Origin of the sequence: Brachybacterium sp. EE-P12, from assembly GCF_003711805.1 — a bacterium.
Taxonomy (GTDB): Bacteria; Actinomycetota; Actinomycetes; order Actinomycetales; family Dermabacteraceae; genus Brachybacterium.
The window spans coordinates 503,907-523,689 of sequence record NZ_QXCP01000004.1; the positions used below are offsets into that span (position 1 = coordinate 503,907).

A 19,783-nucleotide genomic window follows, 5' to 3' on the forward strand; every position below is an offset into this window, starting at 1 on the left:
GCCAGTGCGGCCAGCCGCCCACTGCCGACATCGAGAGGAAAAGCACCCCGTGGACCTGTATGAGTACCAGGCCCGCGATCTCTTCGAGAAGCACGGCGTGCCCGTGCTCGGAGGAGTCGTCGCGGAGGATCCGGCAGCCGCCAAGGCCGGCGCCGAGCAGCTCGGCACCCCGGTCGTCGTCGTCAAGGCCCAGGTGAAGACCGGTGGCCGCGGCAAGGCCGGCGGCGTGAAGATCGCCAAGTCCCCCGAGGAGGCGGAGCAGAAGGCCTCCGAGATCCTCGGCATGGACATCAAGGGCCACACCGTGCACCGCGTCATGGTCGCAGCCGGAGCGGACATCGCCGAGGAGTACTACTTCTCGCTGCTGCTGGACCGCGCGAACCGCAACTACCTCGCCATGTGCTCGGTCGAGGGCGGCATGGAGATCGAGCAGCTCGCCGTCGAGCGGCCCGAGGCCCTCGCCCGCGTGGCCGTGGACCCGAACGTCGGCATCGACGAGGCGACGGCCAAGGAGATCGTCGCGGCGGCGAGGTTCGACGACGAGACCGGCGCGAAGGTCGTCCCCGTGCTGCAGAAGCTCTGGGACGTCTACCGCGAGGAGGACGCGACCCTCGTCGAGGTCAACCCGCTGGTCAAGACCGGCGCCGGCGAGATCGTCGCCCTGGACGGGAAGATCACCCTCGACGACAACGCGCAGTTCCGCCAGGAGGGTCACGCCGGGCTCGTCGACGTCACCTCCGAGGACCCGCTGGAGACCAAGGCGAAGGCTCTGGACCTCAACTACGTCAAGCTCGACGGCGAGGTCGGCATCATCGGCAACGGCGCGGGCCTGGTCATGTCCACCCTCGACGTGGTCGCCTACGCCGGCGAGGAGCACGGCGTCAAGCCCGCGAACTTCCTGGACATCGGCGGCGGCGCGAGCGCCGAGGTGATGGCCAACGGCCTCGACGTGATCCTCGGCGACGAGCAGGTCTCGGCCGTGTTCGTCAACGTCTTCGGCGGCATCACCGCGTGCGATCAGGTCGCGGGCGGCATCGTCGGCGCCCTGAAGAAGCTCGGGGACGCGGCCACCAAGCCGCTCGTCGTGCGCCTCGACGGCAACAACGTCGAGGAGGGTCGGAAGATCCTCGCCGACTTCGCCCATCCCCTCGTCACCCAGGCCGACACCATGGACGGCGGCGCCGCGAAGGTCGCCGAGCTCGCCGCCGCAGGAAAGTGAGCAGCACCCGACATGTCTATCTTCCTTGATGAGAACAGCAAGGTCATCGTCCAGGGCATGACGGGCTCGGAGGGCATGAAGCACTCCCAGCGCATGCTCGACTCGGGCACGAACATCGTCGGCGGCGTGAACCCGCGCAAGGCCGGGCAGTCCGTCGCCTTCGAGGGCGGCACCGAGGTGCCCGTCTTCGGCACGGTCGCCGAGGCCATGGAGGCCACCGGCGCGAACGTCTCGGTGGTCTTCGTGCCGCCGAAGTTCGCCAAGTCCGCCGCGCTCGAAGCCATCGATGCGGCGATCGAGCTCCTGGTGATCATCACCGAGGGCATCCCGGTCAAGGACACCGCCGAGTTCTTCAACTACTCCCAGGTCAAGGGCACCACCCGCATCATCGGCCCGAACTGCCCGGGCCTGATCAGCCCCGGCAGGTCCAATGCGGGCATCACCCCCTCGAACATCACCGGTGCAGGCAAGCTGGGCCTGGTCTCCAAGTCCGGCACCCTGACCTACCAGATGATGTACGAGCTGTCCGACATCGGCTTCACCACCGCCATCGGCATCGGCGGCGACCCCGTCATCGGCACCACGCACATCGATGCGCTCAAGGCCTTCGAGGCCGATCCCGAGACCGCCGGGATCGTGATGATCGGCGAGATCGGCGGCGACGCCGAGGAGCGCGCGGCCGAGTACATCAAGGCCAACGTCACCAAGCCCGTGGTCGGCTACGTCGCGGGCTTCACCGCCCCCGAGGGCAAGACCATGGGCCACGCCGGCGCGATCGTCTCCGGCTCCGCCGGCACCGCGCAGGCGAAGAAGGAGGCCCTCGAGGCCGCCGGCGTCAAGGTGGGCAAGACCCCCACCGAGACCGCCGATCTCATGCGCGAGATCATCAAGGGCCTCTCCTGAGCGACCCGACCCCGCCGGCCCGCCGGTGAGCGCGCCCCGGACCCCGTGAGGGTCCGGGGCGCGCTGTGTCGGAGGCCGGCCGACGTGGCCGAGCTCGCAGCGCCCGCCGGTCGTCGTCGGCGGAGCCGACGGGCCACGTGGATCTCCTCCGAGCGAGGGAGGCGCGGCGGCCGGCATCACCGACAGGATGGCGACATGCCTGCTGACCTGCGTCCCCGCGCCGGCGCCGACGCGCGCACCGCTGCCTCGGGCCGTCCGCTCGTCCTCGTGCTCCTGGCCGCGGTGTTCGTCCTCGCGATCGGGGTGACGATCCTGCGCAGCCCCGAGGGCGTGGTCGTCTCCTCCGACCCCGGCTACGCTCCGCGCCCGGTGCCCCTGCAGCTGGTGCCGGCGCTCGCGGCGGCGCTGCTGACCGTGCTCCTGCCCCGGGGCGAGGGCGGTGCAGGAGCCGCTGTGCGACGCCCGCGCTCCGCCCGCGTCGAGACCGGCCTGCTGCTCGCTCTCGTGCTCGCCTTCCCGCTGCTGGCCCCGCTGCTGCCGCTGCCCGAGGACTACGTGCTGCTCAAGGCCGCGCTGTTCCTGGTCGTCGCGCCGCTGGTGCTGTGGCTCTCCGCCCGCCGTGCGGGACCGTCGATCGACGTGGACCGTCCCGCGACGAGGACATGGCCGGTGCTGCTCCCGCCGCTCGTGCTCGCGGGGCTCGCGACCGTCGGCCCCTTCTCCGCCGGGAGTCCCTCGGCCTGGCCGCCCCCGGCGGTGCTGCTGGTCGCCGCCGTCGCCACCGCGATCACCGCGGGGCTGGGGGAGGAGCTGATGTATCGCCGCTTCCTGCAGACCCGTCTGGAGGCGCTGCTCGGCCCGTGGGCGGGGCTGCTGCTGGCCTCGCTGCTGTTCGGTCTGATGCACGCGACCGGCCGCGGCGAGGGAGCGCTGTGGGCGAGCGCCGCGCAGGCGGTGGCGATGCAGGGCACGACCGGGATCGCCCTGGGGATGATGTGGCGGCGCTGGCGGCGGCTGTGGGCGTGCGTCCTCGGTCACGTGCTTCTCAACGGGCTCGTCGTGCTGCTGCACCTCCTCGGCGTGATCGGCTGACGAGTCCCTGTTCCAGTCCGCGCCCGTGCCGGCACGCGCCGAGCCCGGAACGTCCATCAGCCCGCCGCGAAAGCCGAGCGGACGGCGCCCGCGCCGGATAAGCTGGCCATCGGCAGCCGCGCACCCACCGAGGAGGACCTGTGTCCGGAGATCTCATCGACACCACCGAGATGTACTTGAAGACGGTGTTCGAGCTCCACGAGGCAGGGATCGCGCCGATGCGGGCCCGGATCGCGGAGCGGCTCGGGCACTCCGGCCCCACCGTGTCCCAGACCGTCGCCCGGATGGAGCGCGACGGCCTGCTGCACCTCGACGACCAGCGCCGCATCCGCCTGACCCCGCAGGGCGCCGAGGTCGCGACCGACGTGATGCGCAAGCACCGCCTCGCCGAGCGCCATCTCCTGGACGTGATCGGGCTGGACTACGCCCACGTCCACGAGGAGGCGTGCCGCTGGGAGCACGTGATGAGCCTCGAGGTCGAGAAGCGGCTCGCCCGCCAGATCGCCCCGCCCTACGTCGACCCCTACGGCAACCCGATCCCCGGCCTGGCGGCCCTCGGGATCGAGGAGACCGACGCCACCGGCGAGGGTAAAGAGGACGCCACGACGGTCCGCGAGCTGCGTGCTGCGATCTCCGACGGGCAGACGCTCCGCTTCCGTCTCGAGCGCATCGGGGAGCGGCTGCAGAGCGACGTCGAGCTCCTCGGAGAACTCGCAGGTCACGGGATTCTTCCCGGTGCGGAGCTGCAGGTCGAGCGCGTGGGCGACAGCCTCGTCGTGCGGGGCCCCGACGGGGGCGAGGCGGCCGTGGGCGAGCTCGACGCCGACCAGCTCCACGTGACCCCGCTGACTGCCGGGTAAAGCCTGCGTCAAACCCTCCCCCAGAAGCTTCCAGTCACCCTGACGAAGTGATGCGGGACCCCTAGTCTCGAGGGCGTGTCGCGGCGCCGAGGTCCGCGACATCCCTTCCGGAAGCCCCACCGCGCACCGGAGAACAGGGTGCGAGTCGTGACCACGCGCGGGGGCAGAGCCCGGGGCTGGGAGCAACTTCGTGTCGAACACCGTGCACCACACCCACCGCCGCGCCATGCGCACCGTCACCCCCGTCTCCCGCGCCGGACGCGTCGGAGCAGGTGCGGCGATGGCCGCGGCGATGCTGTTCGGTGGCGCCGCCGCCGCGACCGCCGAGCCGCAGGCCGAGGCCCCCCAGGCCGACGCCGCCGCCCCCGCCGTGATCCCTGCCGTCGCCGCTCCCGCCGTCGGGATCCCGGCCGCGAACGCCGGCGACGACGAGGATGCGCCGGAGCCCGCCCTGGCCCCCGCCCCCGAGAGCACCATCAGCGTCCGGTCGGCCGCGCAGATCCAGGCCGCCGAGCGCGAGGCCGCCGAGCGTGAGGCCGCCGAGCAGGCCGAGCGGGAGCGCGCCGCCGAGGAGCAGGCCGAGCAGGAGCGTGCCGCCGCGGAGCAGGATGCGCAGCAGCAGGAAGACTCGAGCGAGCAGACCGAGCAGACCGAGTCCCGCCAGGACGACTCCTCCGAGACCTCCTCCCGCTCGGGCGAGCGCAGTCAGCGCGAGGACGACTCCGAGGATCAGCAGGACTCCGGCTCCTCCGAGAGCAGCTCGTCCGAGAAGAAGGAGGAGACGTCCTCCCCGGCACCCTCCGCCGGCAAGGGCAGCTCCATCCTCGCCACCGCCCGTTCCGGCATCGGCACTCCCTACGTCTTCGGCGGCACCTCCACCTCCGGCTGGGACTGCTCCGGCTTCGTGCAGTGGGTCTACGCCCAGCACGGCATCAACCTGCCCCGCGGCGCCGCCGAGCAGGCCGCCGCCGGCACCGTCATCCCGCGCTCCGAGGCGCAGCCCGGCGACCTCGTCTACAAGCCCGGCCACATCGGCATCTACGCCGGCGGCAACAAGTTCGTGGACGCCGGCAACAGCCGCGTGGACACCTCCGAGCGCAACATCTACTCCGGCAGCTGGACCTTCATCCGCATCGGCGGCTGAGCTCCCTCGGCCTCGACGGCCCCGCATCGCCCTCCCGGCGGTGCGGGGCCGTTCACGTAGGGGACGGGGTGGGGGAGGACACGCCGACGGGTGCAGCGCGCGACGGTACCGTGGGCGGGTGTCCTCCCTCCGTGATCTGCTCTCCGTCCTGCTGCTGACCGCGGCGACGCTGCTGGGCGCCCTCTGGCTGCCGAGCGCGTGGATCGCGCAGAACGTCGTGGACCAGGACGGCTTCCTCGCCATCACCCAGCCGCTCGCGCACGACGCCGCCTTCCAGCGCACCCTCACCGACAGCGCCGTGGACGAGGCGCTGGACCATGAGCTCGTCCCAGGCTTCGTCGCGGACCGCGCCGCGCCGATGCTCCAGGAGCAGGCGCCGCGCGTCACCGGCACCGCGGCCTACACCGAGGTGTGGGACGCGGCGATGGTCGAGCTGCACGGGGCGCTGTTCACCCCTGGCGTCTCACCGCTGGACGTGGACCTGCTGCCGCTGATCGACTCGCTGCTGACCGGGGCGGAGGACACGCTCCCGCTCATCGACGACCTGCCCCGCCCGGGCGATGCGACCGTGACCCTGGCGTCCGTCCCGGACGTGCCGCTGCTGACGCACGCGACGGTGCTGGACCCGTGGGCGCACCGGGCCGGACCGATCGCCCTCGGCCTCGCGGGGCTCGCGGTCCTGATCGCCGCGCATCGCCGGCTCATGCTGACCCTCGCCGGTCTCGGCGCGCTGGTCGCCGGCGGTGCGACCTGGCTGCTGGCCACCCGGATCGGCGACGTCGTCCCCGATGCGGTCGACCAGGCGAGGTTCCTCGGCCCGATCGTGCAGGCCTTCGAGCAGCGCTTCGCCGCCGAGGTGATGCCGCAGGGCGTGGTGCTGCTCGGGGCCGGGGCGCTCGTCGCCGCGGCCGGTCTGGTGCTGATCGGACTGCGTCGACACAGCTGACCTGCTCCCGGTCAGAGCATCCCGAGCCGCTCGAAGGCGGTGACCACCCCGTGCCCCGCAGGGCCGGGGACGACCTCGTCGGCGGCTGCGAGCACCTCGTCACGGGATCCGAGGATCGCGACGGCGGTCCCGGCCGCGCGCAGCATCCCCAGATCGTTCGGGCCGTCGCCGATCGCGACCGTGTCATGGATCCCGAGGCCGAGCCGCTCGGCGACCAGTCGCAGCCCGTCGGCCTTGTCCACCTCGGCGAGATGCAGCTCGCCGGAGCCGCGGCCGTCCTCCGAGATCGAGTTCGGCAGCGCGCCGACCGCCTCGCCGATCTCCGCGGCGATCCGCTCGATGCCCACCGGCGCGCTCCACACGGCGATCTTCGCGAAGGACACCTCGGTGAGCTGCTCGGTCACCTCGATCGCGGAGAGGATGTCCGCGAAACCCCGTCCCCGCTCCCCGTCCCGCGGCGCCCTGATCTCGGCGCGGCGCTCCTCGAGCCGCTCGGCGGAGCGCGGGGAGCACCACAGCGCCTCGTGCGCCTCCAGCGCGTAGTGCGCGCCGTGGGACTCGAGCGCCTCGACGGTGCGTCGTGCGAGCGCGGCGGGGAAGCGCACGTCCCGCAGCTGCTCCTGGCCCAGGCGGATGTGCGCGCCGGCGGAGGTGACCATCCCGTCGAAGAGCTCGGCGACGTCGGCGGCGACGATCGAGGCGGGGCGGCCGGTGCTCAGCAGCACCGCATGCCCGGCCTCACGGGCGCGGAGCACGGCCTCGGTGTGCGCCCGGGGGATCACCCCGTTCTGGGCGAGGGTCCCGTCGAAGTCGAGGAAGGCGGCACGGCGGCGGAAGGGGACGGATGCGGACACGACGCTCCTGGGACGGCTGGACGGGACTGCCTCAGCCTAGGCGAGGACGGTGGGCGCTCAGCCGCACGGCGAGGGTGACCTCGAGCGTCTCCCCGCCGTCCGGCACGGCTGCGGTCGCGGCGGGGTCGACGTGGCGGGCGCTCGGCGTCATCGCGACGAGGTCCCGGGCCGCCTGCCCGGTCAGCGCCAGCGGGATCCGCAGCTCCTCGCGCTCCACCTCCTGCAGATGCGGGTCGAGCGCTCGCTGCAGGCGCTCCTCCTTGCGCGGATCGACGTCGACCATCCCCGGCACCAGCGCCCTCAGCTCGGCGAGATGGTCCTCGGCGGGACGGGCCACGAGCAGCGCGCCGTCCGGGCGCAGGACCCGTGCGAACTCGGCCGCGTTGCGGGGTGCGAACACGTCCAGCAGCAGGTCGACGGAGCCGTCCGCGAGCGGGAAGGGCGCGAAGACGTCGCCGAGCACCGCGGCGGCCCGGTCGTGGGCGCGTGCCGCGAAGCGCAGCGACCGGGCGGAGGAGTCCACCCCGAGGCCGCGGGCGGCGGGGAATCGGTCCAGCAGCGTCGCGAGGTAGCGGCCCGGTCCGCAGCCCATGTCGAGGATCGACGGGATCCTCCCCGCGCCGGCCTCGAGCGAGGGCACGCTCCGGGCGGCGAGGTCCGCGAGGGCGGTGCGCAGCGGATCGTAGGCGCCGGTGTCCAGGAACCGCTGACGGGCGCGCGCCATCTCGTCGTCGTCGCCGCTGATCGCCCCGCCGCCGCCCAGCAGGGAGACGTATCCGGCGCGGGCCAGGTCGAAGCTGTGCCGCTCGGCGCAGCGCAGGGAGCCCTCGTGCTCGGCGAGCGGGGCCGCGCACTGCGGACAGCGCAGCGCGTCGAGCCAGGCGAGCAGGGGAGCGGGGACGGGGCGGGGCATGTCCGTCAGGGTACGTCCCGGCTCGGCTCAGCCGCCCACGTACTCCCGCAGGTGGCGGCCGGTGAGGGTCGAGGCGTCGGCGACGAGCTGCGCGGGGGTGCCCTCGAACACGACCCGGCCGCCGTCGGCGCCGGCCCCGGGGCCCAGGTCGATGATCCAGTCGGCATGGGCCATCACCGCCTGGTGGTGCTCGATGACCACGAGCGTCTTGCCGCTCTCGACGAGTCGGTCCAGCAGTGCCAGGAGCTGGTCGACGTCAGCCAGGTGCAGGCCCGTCGTCGGCTCGTCGAGCACCACGATCCCGCCCTTGTCGCCCATGTGCGTGGCGAGCCGCAGCCGCTGCCGCTCGCCGCCGGAGAGCGTGGTCAGCGGCTGACCGATGGCGAGATAGCCCAGTCCCACCTCCTCCAGGTGCCCCAGCAGCTTCGCGGCGGCGGGTACCTTCGCGGCGGGGGAGATGAAGAACTCCCGGGCTTCCTCGACCGACATCTCGAGCACGTCGGCGATGCTGCGCGCCTGCTCGCCCTCGCCGAGGGTGTGCTCGAGCACGGAGGCCTGGAAGCGCCGGCCCTCGCACTCCTCGCACGGGGTGGAGACGGTCTCCATGAAGCCCAGCTCCGTGTAGATCACGCCCGCGCCCTTGCACACCGGGCACGCGCCCTCGGAGTTGTTGGAGAACAGAGCGGGCTTCACCCCGTTCGCCTTCGCGAACGCCTTCCGGATCGGATCCAGCAGACCCGTGTAGGTCGCCGGGTTCGAGCGGCGCGAGCCGCGGATCGCGCTCTGGTCCACGACCACCACGTCCGCGCCCGCGGGCAGCGAGCCGTGGATCAGGGAGCTCTTGCCGGAGCCGGCCACGCCCGTGACCACGGTCAGCACCCCGAGGGGCACGTCGACGTCGACGTCGCGGAGGTTGTGGGAGTCGGCGCCGCGGATCTCGAGCGCGCCGCGGCGCTCGCGCACCTGCTCCTTGAGCTGCACCCGTTGCTCGAGGTGGCGCCCGGTGAGGGTGTCGGAGGCGAGCAGCCCCGCGAGATCGCCCTCGTACTGCAGCTGCCCGCCGTGGGAGCCGGCGCGCGGGCCGAGGTCGACGACGTGGTCCGCGATCGCGATGGTCTCCGGCTTGTGCTCGACCACCAGGACGGTGTTGCCCTTGTCCCGCAGCGACAGCAGCAGTGCGTTCATCGAGGCGATGTCGTGGGGGTGCAGGCCGATCGTCGGCTCGTCGAAGACGTAGGTGACATCGGTCAGCGCCGAGCCGAGATGCCGGATCATGCGCGTGCGCTGGGACTCGCCGCCGGAGAGGGTGCCGGAGGGGCGGTCCAGGGACAGATAGCCGAGCCCGATCCGCACGAAGGAGTCCAGCAGGGCGGAGAGGTTGCCCAGCAGCGGCGCGACGGAGGCGGCGGTGTGCTCGGTGCGCAGGCGCTCCACCCAGGCGGCGAGGTCCGTGATCTGCCAGGACGTCGCCTCGGCGATCGAGACCCCGTCGATCAGGGAGGTGCGCGCATGCTCGGCCAGGCGCGTCCCCTCGCAGTCCGGGCAGGTGATGAACCGGACCGCGCGATCGACGAAGGCGCGCACGTGCGGCTGCATCGCGTCGCGGTCCTTGGACAGCATCGACTTCTGGAGCTTCGGGATCAGACCCTCATAGGTCATGTTCATCCCGTCGATGGAGAGCTTCGTGGGCTCCTTGTACAGGAAGTCGTGCCGCTGCCGCTGCGTGAACGTGCGGATGGGCTTGTCCGCCGGGTAGAGGCCGGAGGAGGCGAAGACTTTCACGTACCAGCCTCCGGGCACGTAGCCGGGGATCGTGAACGGGCCCTCCTCGAGGGTCTTGTCCTCGTCGTACAGCTCGGCGAGGTCGACGTCCGAGATCTCGCCCATGCCCTCGCAGCGCGGGCACATCCCGCCCACGCGCGAGAAGGTCGTCTTCTCGGCGATGGTCTTCGCACCCTTCTGGACGGTCATCGCGCCGGCGGCGGTCACGGAGGGGACGTTGAAGGAGTAGGCGCCCGGCCCGCCCACGTGCGGCTCGGCGAGCTTCGAGTAGAGGGTGCGCAGGTAGGCGCTCGCATCGGTGACGGTGCCGACGGTCGAGCGGACGTTCGCCCCCATCCGCTCCTGGTCCACGATGATCGCAGTGGTCAGGCCCGAGAGCTCGTCCACGTCGGGCCGTGCCAGCTGCGGCATGAATCCCTGCACGAAGGAGCTGTAGGTCTCGTTGATCATCCGCTGGGACTCGGCGGCGATCGTCCCGAAGACGAGGGAGCTCTTGCCGGAGCCGGAGACGCCCGTGAAGACGCTCAGCCGCCGCTTGGGCAGATCCAGGGAGAGGTCGCGGAGGTTGTTCTCGCGGGCGCCGCGCACCCGGATCACGTCGTGCGCATCGGCGGGATGGCGGGTCTCGGACATCGGGTCTCCTCGGAGCGGGCGGGTGGCGTGCCGGGGGCAATCCTCCCACTTCGGGTGAGCGGAGAGGCCCGCACCCCGCAAGCGCGGGGAACGGGCCTCTCGGAACGTGCGGCTCGGCGCGGGGCAGGCTGCTCCGAGGGGAGCAGGCTTCTCGGCGCGGAGCGGCCGGCTCAGCGGTAGGTGACGAAGCCGGTCGGGCTGCCCCAGATGGGACGCTCGACGACCTGCTGCTTGGAGCCGGAGGCATCGATGATCTGGCCGTCGCCGACGTAGATCGCGACGTGGCCGGGGTAGACCACGAGGTCGCCGGGCTGCGCCTCGGACTGCGAGATGCTGCGGCCCTGGGCCGCGATCTGGCCGCTGGTGCGCGGAACGTCGATGCCCGCGGCCTGGTAGGCGAAGTTCACCAGGCCCGAGCAGTCCATGCCGCTGAGCGAGGAGCCGCCCCAGGAGTACGGAGTGCCCTTCGCGGAACGGGCCGCGTCGACGATCGCGCTGCCCGAGCTGGAGGTCGCCGAGACCGGGACGGAGGCGCCGCCGGCGGGGACCGAGGAGGCGCTGCGGCCCTCGTCGGAGGAGTCGGAGCCGGTCACGGCGGTGCCGTCCGCGAGGGCGGCGTGGGTGTCGGCGCCGACCACGCCGTCCACGGCGATGCCGGCGGAGGCCTGGAGGTCCTCGACCGCGCCCTGGGTCATGGAGCCGAAGAAGCCGGTGACGGGCAGGTCGGCGCCGCGCTCGTTGAGCGCGGACTGGAGCTGCTCGACGGAGGCGCCGCTGTCGCCGCGACGCAGGGTGTCGCCGGATGAGGCGTCGGCCGGGCCCTGGTCGGCCGGGGCCTGAGCGGTCTGCTCGGCCGGGGCGGAGCTCGAGGAGGAGCCCTCGAGCAGTGCGGTGTCGTCGGCCTGCGCCGCACCGCCGGTGAAGGCGGTGCCGAGCAGCACCGAGCCGAGAACGGCGGCGCCGCCCGCGCCGGCTGCGGCGCGACGAGCGGAGACGAAGGGAGTGCGGGCGCGGCCGAGCGCGCGGTGCGAGTTGTGACGTGCCATGGGTGCTGTGTGTTCCTTACGGCCTCGGGTGGAGACGGGAGTGCTGCGGGTCCGTGCGTCCCTCGGTGACCGACTCTCTCGAGGAGGTGATCGTGCCCGGCCCCCATGGAGGGGAGACCGGTCCGGCGCCGCGCGGCCGCACCGCGGAGCGGGTGCCGGGCCGAGGGGCTGGGGACGTGGCATCCACGCTAGGAGCCGCCCCCGGGGCGTGACGACAGGCTTGAGCAGGCCGACGACGGTTCTTGAACGAGGTTTTGCCCGGCGCGTGACAGTCGGGGGCGACTTGACGCGCCATGGAGGATCTGCGCCACATCGCGACGTCGGGGATGACCGGGGCGTCACACGGCCGGTTCGGCGACCCCGCCGCGGACTAGCCTGGGGCGGTGACTGAGACGACCCACTACGACATCGCCCTCATCGGCTCCGGCTCGGCGAACTCCTTCCCCGGGCCCGAGTTCGCCGACCGCTCGATCGTGCAGATCGACCGCGGCGTCGGCCCCGACCGCGTGTTCGGCGGGACCTGCCTGAACCTCGGCTGCATCCCCACGAAGATGTTCGTGCACACCGCGGACCTCGCCGCCACCCCGGCCGACGCCGCCCGCTTCGGCCTGGCCGAGGAGCTGCAGCACGTGGACTGGCCCGCGATCCGCGACCGCATCTTCGGCCGCATCGACCCGATCACCGCCGGGGGCGAGGCCTATCGGCGCGAGCACGAGGACAACGTCAACCTCACCCTGCTGCGCGGCACCGCCCGCTTCGTGGGGGAGAAGGAGCTGCTCGTGGAGGAGGTCGACGGCACCGCGCGGCGCCTCAGCGCGGACACGATCGTGCTCGGCGCGGGCTCACGCCCCGTCCTGCCCCCGATCGACGGGCTCGAGGACGTCGACCCGCACACCTCGGACACGATCATGCGCGTCGAGGCCCTGCCGACCTCCCTGGCGATCCTCGGCTCCGGCGTGGTCGCCGTGGAGATGGCGCACGTGTTCGCCGCCCTCGGCGTGGAGGTCATGCTGATCGCCCGCTCGCAGCGGGTGCTGCGCGCCGCCGACGAGGACGTCTCGGCCCGCCTCACCGAGCTCCTCGGGCAGCGGATCCACCTGGTCACCGGTTTCGACACGACCTCCGTGCACCGCACCGCCGACGGGGTCGAGCTGCGCGGCACGCGCGAGGGCCGGGAGGAGACGGTGCGGGCCGAGGAGCTGCTGGTCGCCGTCGGCCGCCGCCCGAACTCCGATCTGCTGGACGTGTCCGCGGCCGGCATCGACACCGCTCCCGACGGGCGCGTCGAGGTGGACCCGTATCAGCGCGTCCTCGCCGGCGGCGCGGTGCGCGAGGGGGTGTGGGCGTTCGGGGACCTCTCCAGCGCTCACCAGCTCAAGCACGTCGCGAATCATGAGCAGCGGATCGTGCGGCACAACGTGCTCCATCCCGAGCAGCTGCGGCGCTCGGACACGATGCCGATCCCGAGCGGCGTGTTCACCCATCCGCACATCGCCTGGGTGGGGATGGACGAGCGGACGGCCCGCGAGAGCGGGCGCGAGGTGCGCGTCGCGGTGCAGGAGTACGGCTCGGTCGCCTACGGCTGGGCGCTCGAGGACACCACCGGCTTCGCGAAGATCATCGTCGACGCGGGGACCACGGAGATCCTCGGTGCGCATCTCATCGGCCCCGAGGCGACGACCCTGATCCAGCAGCTGATCCAGGCGATGAGCACCGGACAGACCGCCCGCGACATCGCCGCGACCCAGTACTGGATCCACCCGGCGATGCCGGAACTCGTCGAGAACGCTCTGCTGCAGCTCGTGGACTGAGCCGCGGGAGCACGGATGCGGGGACGGCTCACTGCTCCGCGCCGGGCAGGCAGGACTTCAGCGGATCCTGCTCGATCTCCGGGGCGTCGGAGGGGGTCTCCTCCTCGGTGCCCGTGCCGTCCGAGGTCTCCTCCTCCGTGGTGGCCTCCTCCTCCGTGGTGGTCTCCTCCTCGGAGGCGGTGTCCTCCTCCGGCGGGGCCCCGGTCTCGGCGGGCTCCGTGGAGCCCGGCTCGGTCTCGCCCTGCACCGACTCCGGCGGATCCTGCTTCATGGAGTCCTCGATCGAGGCGTCCACCCACTCCTCGAGGTAGTCCCAGTCCGGGTTCCCGGAGAAGGTGACGTCCTGCGTGATCGGGTAGGAGGTGAAGCCGCCCTCCTTGATCCGCAGCGCGAGCTCCACGAAGGCGTCCACGTCGCGGACCGGGATGTCGGTCTCGATGTTCTCCTCGGTCGCGGTCACCAGGCGCGGGATCGACAGGGCGAGGGTGGTGGGATCGGCCTCCTCGCTGACCGCGCGCACGATGCGCTGCTGGCGGCACATGCGGTTGAAGTCGTCGGAGCCCTCGCGGGAGCGGGCGTACCACAGGGCGTGGAAGCCGTCGAGCTTCTGCTCGCCGGGCTCGATGTAGCCCTCGACCTCGCTCGCCCCGCCGCCGATCGGGATGCGTCGCTCGACGACGAGGTCCACCCCGCCGAGAGCGTTGACGAGGTCCTCGAAGCCCTGCAGGTTCACCATCGCGTAGTAGTCGGTGGAGATCCCGAGGGTCTCCTCGACGGCCCAGCGGGTCGCGGTCAGACCGGGCTCGGGATCGCCGGGGAAGAGGTCGGGATGCTCCTCGGCCCAGGCCCAGACCGCGTTGATGAGGTTCTCGTTCCTGCCGTAGTAGTCGAAGCCGTCGGGGAACTCCTCGGCGGCGACCGTCCCCTCGGGGAACTCGACGTTCTCGAGATTGCGCGGGATCGAGAAGAGGGCGGTCTGCCCGGTCTTCGTGTCGATCGAGGCGACCATGATGGTGTCGGGGCGGGTGCCGGTGCGGTCGGCGCCCGCGTCCTGGCCCAGCAGCATGATGTTCAGCCGCGGGGTGTCCGCCCACGGATCGGAGCCCTCTGCGAGCTTGCCGCTCTCGCCGCCGAAGACGGAGGTCGAGCCGAAGAGCCCCTGCAGCGCCCACAGCGACTGCACGCCGCGACCGAAGGGGACCGCGACCGCGATCACCATCACGGCGGCCAGGGCCAGGGCGAGATAGCGCTTGGCGCCCTCGAGACGATGCTTCGTGGACTGGGCGAGGTTCGCCAGCACGATCTGGAGGCACCACACGAGGCCCACGACCACCGCCACGGCGAGCGCGCCGATCAGCACCCCTCGATGCGTGCCGAGCGTGGCCGCGAGCCGCAGCGGGTCGCTGATGACCAGCACCGCGACGACCGACGCGATCGCGAGGACCAGCAGGGCGATCATCACCACGCCGATCCGGCGCAGCCCCGTGGTCACGAGGCCCGAGCCGGGGATCGCCGAGGTCAGCACTGTCCAGCCGGCGACCTTCGCGAGGGAGCCGCCGTCCGATGGGGCCTCACCGTGGTCGGGGCCGTCGGGGTCGTCGGGGTCGTCGGGGCCGTCGTGCCGGCCAGAGCCGGAGCGCCCGCCCGCTCCGCCGCCGCCCGAGTCCGAGGCCGCCGCCGCGCCGGCTCCGGCCGCAGCTGCGCCCGCACCGGCCGCAGCTGCGCCGGCGGCGCGGGACCTCCGACGGGCGGGCACGACCCGCGGCGCGGTCGAGGCGGCGGGCGAGTCCTGCGGCTCCTCTGCTCGGTGGGGTGTCGCGGGGGACGGCTCGTCGCCGGGGGAGAGGGGAGCGGCCTCGCCGCTGCTCCGGGAGGCGGACCAGGCGTCGGGCTCGGAGGCGTCGGCCGCGGCCGCGCTGCTCCCACCGGCGGCGCTGCTCGCGCTGGAGGGGGCGCGCGCAGGAGAGACGCTGCTCGCGCTGGAAGGGGTGCTCGCGGCGCGGCGTCCGCGCGGGACCGTGCCCGGCTCCTCCGGGCTCGAGGCGAGCGCCGGGGAGTCCTCGATCTGGTCCAGGGGGAAGGCCGCACGTCGGCCGCGAGGGCGACGCGGCGCGGGGCGTCCGGGGGCCTGTTCGGGGGAGGACGTCGCCTCGCGCGCAGATCCTGTCCCACGTGCGGGCCCTGCCTCCTGGGCGGGCTCCGCCTCGCGGGCGGGGAATGTGCCCGGGCTCGTCGAGGCCCCGGCGGCGGAGGGCGCCGACGGCGCCGAGGGAGGCGCCGCAGGGGTGCCGATCCAGGTGCGCTTGGGGTTCGGGCCGCCGAAGGCCGCGTCACGGTTCCTGCGCGCCTGCTCCGGGGGGAGCGGGGTGGATTCCGTGCGTCGGACCGGTTGCTGCCTGTGCCGTCCGGACCGACGGCGACTGCGGCGGGAGGCCGAGGAGGGGTCCGTCATGCGCTACATCCTAGGGACCTGCCCGGACCGGGAAGTGCAGGAGCCTGTGAGGACCTCGTGGAGGTCCGCCGCTCGCGGTCCGTAGCATGGTTCCCATGCGCCTGATCCACACCCCGTCGACAGACCTCACCTACGACGACTGCTTCTTCCTGCCGGGACGTTCCGCGATCACCTCCCGCTTCGACGTCGACCTCGGCAGCGACGACGGCACGGGCACCACGATCCCGCTCATCGCCGCGAACATGACCGCCGTCTCGGGTCGACGCATGGCCGAGGTCATGGCGCGCCGCGGCGGACTCGCCGTCCTGCCCCAGGACCTCGCCCCCGAGCGCATCGAGTCCATCGTCCGCTCGGTGAAGTCGCGGGACCTGCTCGTGGACCACCCGCTCACCCTCACCGTCGACGGCACGCTCGGACAGGCCGCGGACCTCCTGCCCAAGCGCCCCCACGGCATCGTCGTCGTCATCGACGAGCGGCGCCGTCCCCTCGGCACCGTCTCCGCCGAGGAGATCGCCGGCCGCGACTCCTTCTCCCAGGTCGGCGAGGTGCTCAGCACCGACGTGCCCGTCCTCGGCCCTGCGGACCTCGAGGCCGAGCCCTCCCGCCTGCACGCCCGGATCGCCGCGACCCACCACGACGCCGCCGTGGTCGTGGACGACCAGGGCGTCCTGCGCGGCGTGCTCACCGCCACCGGGGTGCTCCGCTCGACCATCTACCGCCCGGCCACCGACGCCGAGGGCCGGCTCCGGATCGCCGTGGCCGTCGGGATCAACGCCGACGTCGCCCGCCGGGTGCGGGAGCTGGTCGCCGTCGGCGCGGACGTGATCGTGCTGGACACCGCCCATGGCCACCAGGACAAGATGCTCGAGGCGATCCGCACCGCCCGGGCCGAGCTCGGCCCCCGCGAGGGCACCGCCGTGCGCCTGGCCGCCGGGAACATCGTCACCGCGGAGGGCACGCGCGAGCTGATCGAGGCGGGCGCCGACATCGTCAAGGTCGGGGTCGGCCCCGGTGCGATGTGCACCACCCGCATGATGACCGGCGTCGGCCGTCCCCAGTTCTCCGCCGTGCTCGAGTGCGCGGCCGAGGCCCGCCGGCTCGGCGGCCGCGTCTGGGCCGACGGCGGGGTCCGCCACCCCCGCGACGTCGCGCTCGCGCTCGCCGCCGGCGCCTCCAACGTCATGATCGGCTCCTGGTTCGCCGGCACCTTCGAGTCCCCGGGCCAGATGCGCAGCGACGAGGCCGGACGCCGCTACAAGGAGTCCTTCGGCATGGCCTCCAAGCGCGCCGTCTCGCACCGCACCGCCCACGAGGACGCCTTCGCCCGGGCCCGCAAGGGCCTGTTCGAGGAGGGGATCTCCACCTCCCGGATGTACCTCGCCGACGGGCGCGGCGGCGTCGAGGATCTGCTCGACGAGATCACCGCCGGGGTCCGCTCCTCCTTCACCTACGCCGGGGCGGCCAGCACCGCGGAGTTCCGCGAGCGGGCCGTGATCGGGCTGCAGAGCGCCGCCGGCTACGCCGAGGGCCGCCCGCTCGCGAGCTCCTGGAGCTGAACCGAGGCACCGCGATCGGCCGGTAGGCTTCCGCCCATGACGACTCTCGTGATCGGTGGTGCCGGATACATCGGGTCGCACGTGGTGCGACTCCTGCTGGAGCAGGGGCAGGAGGTGGCCGTCGTCGACGACCTCTCCACGGGCCTGCGCCGACGCGTGGAGGGGGCCGAGCTGATCGAGCTCGACGTCACGCTGCCGGATGCACGCGAGAAGCTCGCCTTCCACCTGCGCGCCTCCGGCGCGGACTCCGTCATCCACTTCGCCGCCCACAAGCAGGTCGGGGAGTCCGTCGAGAACCCCGAGATGTACTGGCACGACAACATCGCGGGTCTCGCCAACGTGCTCGCGGCCTGCGCGAGCGCCGGGGTGCGCGACGTGGTCTTCTCCTCCTCCGCCGCGGTCTACGGCGTACCGGACGTCGACCTCGTCACCGAGGACCTCGCCCCGCAGCCCATCAACCCCTACGGCGCGACCAAGTACGTGGGGGAGTGGATGCTCGCCGACGCCGAGCGCGCCCACGGCATGCGCACCGTGGCTCTGCGCTACTTCAACGTCGCCGGCGCCGGCTGGCCCGAGCTCGCCGACACGGCCGTGATGAACCTCGTCCCGATCGTGCTGGACCGCCTCGAGCAGGGCAAGGCCCCGGTCGTCTTCGGCGACGACTACGACACGCCCGACGGCACCTGCATCCGCGACTACGTGCACGTCCTCGACCTCGCCCACGCCCACATCGCGGCGCTGGACTACCTGCGCGGCGAGGAGCGCCCCCACCGCACCTTCAACGTCGGCACCGGCGAGGGCTCGAGCGTGCTCGAGGTGATCGAGGCGATCGCCCGCGCGAAGGGCATCGAGATCACCCCCGAGATGGGGGAGCGCCGCGCCGGCGACCCCGCCCGGCTGATCTGCTCCGCCGACCGCATCGCCCAGACCCTCGGCTGGAAGTCCGAGCACGGCCTGGACGACATCGTCCGCTCCGCGGTCGAGGCGCGCTCCGCCGCGCTCGCGCCCGACGTCGAGGCCTACCCCGAGGCCTGACGGCGACCTGCCCGCGCGCCCGGGCCACGGGGCGGCGATGCCCGCCCGCGCCCGGGCCGACAGCAGGTGCATCCAGTGGCGTCAGGCGCGCAGCGAGGCCCGCATGCGGGGTCGGCTGCGCGCAGCGCGCCACCGCATCACCGCGGCTCGGTCGGACAGGGCCCGATGCTCAGGGCCGGAGGCCGATGCCGGGCCGTCCCGGCGCCTCAGGTGAGATAGCGGTAGATCGGGTCCTGCGGGTCGACCCGTTCGATCTCCATGTTCGAGGCCGCCATCCGCGCCATGAGCGGCTCGAGGTCGTCGCGATGCCCGATCTCGAGGCCCACCAGCGCGGGGCCCTCCTCGCGGTTGTTGCGCTTGATGTAGTCGAACAGGACGATGTCGTCGTTCGGCCCCAGCACCCGGTCCAGGAAGCGACGCAGCGCACCGGGCTCCTGCGGGAAGGTCACCAGGAAGTAGTGCTTGAGCCCCTCGTGGACGAGCGAGCGCTCGACCACCTCGGTGTAGCGGGAGACGTCGTTGTTGCCGCCGGAGACGACCACCACCACGTCCCCGGAGTCCTCGGCATCGCCGGCCAGGCCCTCGACCACTCCGGTCGCGACGGCCGTCGCGGCCAGCGCCCCGGCCGGCTCGGCGATGATCCCCTCGACCTGGTACAGCTCGAGCATCTGGGTGCACACCGCGCCCTCGTCGACCGCGACCAGCTCGGGACCGATCGCCTGCACCATCCGCAGCGGGCCGGTCCCGACCCTCCGCACCGCCGCGCCGTCCACGAAACGGTCCATCTCGTGGAGCGCGACGGGCCTGCCGGCCCGCACCGCGGCGGCCATCGAGACCGCCCCCGCGGGCTCCACGCCGACGATCCGCGCGGAGGGGCAGCGCTCGCGCAGCCAGGCACCGCAGCCGCCGAGCAGTCCGCCGCCGCCGACGGGCAGCACCATCGTGCCCAGCTCGCGACCCTGCTCCTCGCGCAGCTGCTCCGCGGCCTCGAGGGCGACCGTGCCCTGAACGGCCATGATCAGAGGATGGTCGAAGGGCGGGACCTGCACGGCGCCGGTGCGGTCGGCGTCGTCCGCCGCCGCCTCCGCGGCGTCGTCGAAGGTGTCGCCGATGAGCACGAGCTCGACGAGGTCTCCTCCGATCGCCGTGATCCGCTCCCGCTTCTGCCGCGGCGTGGTGCCGGGCACGTAGATCCGGCCGGTCACGCCCAGGGTGCGGCAGGCCCGCGCCACGCCCTGGGCATGGTTGCCCGCGCTGGCCGCGACCACGCCGGCCTCGCGCTGGACGGCGTCGAGGGAGTCCAGGAACAGGTGGGCGCCGCGCAGCTTGTAGGAGCGCACCGGCTGGAGGTCCTCGCGCTTGAGCCAGACCGGCACCCCGGCCAGGGCGCTCAGCCGCTCGCTGCGCTCGAGCGGGGTGCGTCGGACTGCGCTGCCGAGCCGGGCCGCGGCCTGTTCGACCTCCGGAGCGCGGACCGGGAGGGCGGACTCCTCGGTCCAGGTGGTCTGGGTGCTCATTCGTGCTCCTCGATGGGGTT

General features: G+C 73.0%; 15 protein-coding genes. 9 read left to right on the plus strand and 6 right to left on the minus strand.

Going from position 1 to position 19,783, the window contains the following annotated elements:
- The first annotated feature begins 49 nt into the window (after nt 1-49).
- The 6 genes from sucC (at nt 50) to D1648_RS05420 (ending at nt 6,164) form a co-directional block, all read left to right on the plus strand.
- A complete protein-coding gene (sucC, locus tag D1648_RS05395) occupies nt 50-1,219 on the plus strand; it encodes an ADP-forming succinate--CoA ligase subunit beta (protein ID WP_122939770.1) in 1,170 nt (389 codons plus the stop codon).
- 12 nt (nt 1,220-1,231) lie between these two features.
- On the plus strand, nt 1,232-2,122 hold the full coding sequence (gene sucD, locus D1648_RS05400) for a succinate--CoA ligase subunit alpha (protein WP_122939771.1): 891 nt from the start codon (nt 1,232-1,234) through the stop codon (nt 2,120-2,122).
- Nucleotides 2,123-2,317: 195 nt separating this feature from the next.
- Nucleotides 2,318-3,214: a CPBP family intramembrane glutamic endopeptidase gene (locus D1648_RS05405; RefSeq protein WP_122939772.1), complete on the plus strand. Its 897-nt coding sequence runs from the start codon at nt 2,318-2,320 to the stop codon at nt 3,212-3,214.
- Nucleotides 3,215-3,354: 140 nt separating this feature from the next.
- Nucleotides 3,355-4,074: a metal-dependent transcriptional regulator gene (locus D1648_RS05410; RefSeq protein ID WP_122939773.1), complete on the plus strand. Its 720-nt coding sequence runs from the start codon at nt 3,355-3,357 to the stop codon at nt 4,072-4,074.
- 190 nt (nt 4,075-4,264) lie between these two features.
- Nucleotides 4,265-5,218: a C40 family peptidase gene (locus tag D1648_RS18365; RefSeq protein WP_164518592.1), complete on the plus strand. Its 954-nt coding sequence runs from the start codon at nt 4,265-4,267 to the stop codon at nt 5,216-5,218.
- 118 nt (nt 5,219-5,336) lie between these two features.
- Nucleotides 5,337-6,164, plus strand: coding sequence for a hypothetical protein (locus D1648_RS05420; protein WP_122939774.1), 828 nt, complete (start codon nt 5,337-5,339; stop codon nt 6,162-6,164).
- 11 nt (nt 6,165-6,175) lie between these two features.
- On the opposite strand, the gene D1648_RS05425 is transcribed toward D1648_RS05420, so the two are convergent.
- The 4 genes from D1648_RS05425 to D1648_RS05440 all read right to left on the minus strand — a co-directional run bounded on the left by D1648_RS05425 (nt 6,176) and on the right by D1648_RS05440 (nt 11,392).
- Nucleotides 6,176-7,018 (minus strand): HAD-IIB family hydrolase, encoded by an 843-nt coding sequence (locus tag D1648_RS05425; RefSeq protein WP_122939775.1) that lies wholly within the window; start codon nt 7,016-7,018, stop codon nt 6,176-6,178.
- A gap of 31 nt (nt 7,019-7,049) precedes the next feature.
- Nucleotides 7,050-7,931 (minus strand): putative RNA methyltransferase, encoded by an 882-nt coding sequence (locus tag D1648_RS05430; RefSeq protein ID WP_122939776.1) that lies wholly within the window; start codon nt 7,929-7,931, stop codon nt 7,050-7,052.
- Nucleotides 7,932-7,958: 27 nt separating this feature from the next.
- On the minus strand, nt 7,959-10,346 hold the full coding sequence (locus D1648_RS05435) for an excinuclease ABC subunit UvrA (RefSeq protein WP_122939777.1): 2,388 nt from the start codon (nt 10,344-10,346) through the stop codon (nt 7,959-7,961).
- A 170-nt stretch (nt 10,347-10,516) separates the two neighbouring features.
- Nucleotides 10,517-11,392 carry an NlpC/P60 family protein gene (locus D1648_RS05440; RefSeq protein WP_122939778.1) on the minus strand — a complete coding sequence of 292 codons (876 nt, stop codon included), beginning with the start codon at nt 11,390-11,392 and terminating at the stop codon, nt 10,517-10,519.
- Between the two features lie 383 nt (nt 11,393-11,775).
- Here D1648_RS05440 and D1648_RS05445 point away from each other — a divergent pair, with 383 nt between their 5' ends.
- The gene (locus D1648_RS05445; protein ID WP_122939779.1) at nt 11,776-13,203 is read left to right on the plus strand and encodes a mycothione reductase; all 1,428 of its coding nucleotides are present in this window, start codon (nt 11,776-11,778) and stop codon (nt 13,201-13,203) included.
- A 28-nt stretch (nt 13,204-13,231) separates the two neighbouring features.
- Here D1648_RS05445 and D1648_RS05450 read toward each other — a convergent pair whose 3' ends face one another.
- Complete coding sequence (locus tag D1648_RS05450; protein WP_122939780.1) at nt 13,232-15,655, minus strand: LCP family protein; 2,424 nt, start codon at nt 15,653-15,655, stop codon at nt 13,232-13,234.
- Nucleotides 15,656-15,750: 95 nt separating this feature from the next.
- Between D1648_RS05450 and D1648_RS05455 the strand changes: the two genes are divergently transcribed.
- Nucleotides 15,751-17,211 carry a GuaB1 family IMP dehydrogenase-related protein gene (locus D1648_RS05455; RefSeq protein WP_122939781.1) on the plus strand — a complete coding sequence of 487 codons (1,461 nt, stop codon included), beginning with the start codon at nt 15,751-15,753 and terminating at the stop codon, nt 17,209-17,211.
- Between the two features lie 36 nt (nt 17,212-17,247).
- The gene (gene galE / locus D1648_RS05460) at nt 17,248-18,246 is read left to right on the plus strand and encodes a UDP-glucose 4-epimerase GalE (protein WP_122939782.1); all 999 of its coding nucleotides are present in this window, start codon (nt 17,248-17,250) and stop codon (nt 18,244-18,246) included.
- A 206-nt stretch (nt 18,247-18,452) separates the two neighbouring features.
- Here the strand turns inward: galE and ilvA are convergent, their stop codons facing one another.
- Nucleotides 18,453-19,763 (minus strand): threonine ammonia-lyase IlvA, encoded by a 1,311-nt coding sequence (gene ilvA, locus D1648_RS05465; protein WP_122939783.1) that lies wholly within the window; start codon nt 19,761-19,763, stop codon nt 18,453-18,455.
- Between the last annotated feature and the right edge of the window lie 20 nt (nt 19,764-19,783).

What these genes read in the sequence shown, in the direction of transcription:
- ilvA (WP_122939783.1), bottom strand. Translation starts at nt 19,763, where the DNA reads ATGAGCACCCAGACCACCTGGACCGAGGAGTCCGCCCTCCCGGTCCGC.
- D1648_RS05430 (WP_122939776.1), bottom strand. Translation starts at nt 7,931, where the DNA reads ATGCCCCGCCCCGTCCCCGCTCCCCTGCTCGCCTGGCTCGACGCGCTG.
- galE (WP_122939782.1), top strand. Translation starts at nt 17,248, where the DNA reads ATGACGACTCTCGTGATCGGTGGTGCCGGATACATCGGGTCGCACGTG.
- D1648_RS05440 (WP_122939778.1), bottom strand. Translation starts at nt 11,392, where the DNA reads ATGGCACGTCACAACTCGCACCGCGCGCTCGGCCGCGCCCGCACTCCC.
- D1648_RS05405 (WP_122939772.1), top strand. Translation starts at nt 2,318, where the DNA reads ATGCCTGCTGACCTGCGTCCCCGCGCCGGCGCCGACGCGCGCACCGCT.
- D1648_RS05450 (WP_122939780.1), bottom strand. Translation starts at nt 15,655, where the DNA reads ATGACGGACCCCTCCTCGGCCTCCCGCCGCAGTCGCCGTCGGTCCGGA.
- sucD (WP_122939771.1), top strand. Translation starts at nt 1,232, where the DNA reads ATGTCTATCTTCCTTGATGAGAACAGCAAGGTCATCGTCCAGGGCATG.
- D1648_RS05455 (WP_122939781.1), top strand. Translation starts at nt 15,751, where the DNA reads ATGCGCCTGATCCACACCCCGTCGACAGACCTCACCTACGACGACTGC.
- D1648_RS05435 (WP_122939777.1), bottom strand. Translation starts at nt 10,346, where the DNA reads ATGTCCGAGACCCGCCATCCCGCCGATGCGCACGACGTGATCCGGGTG.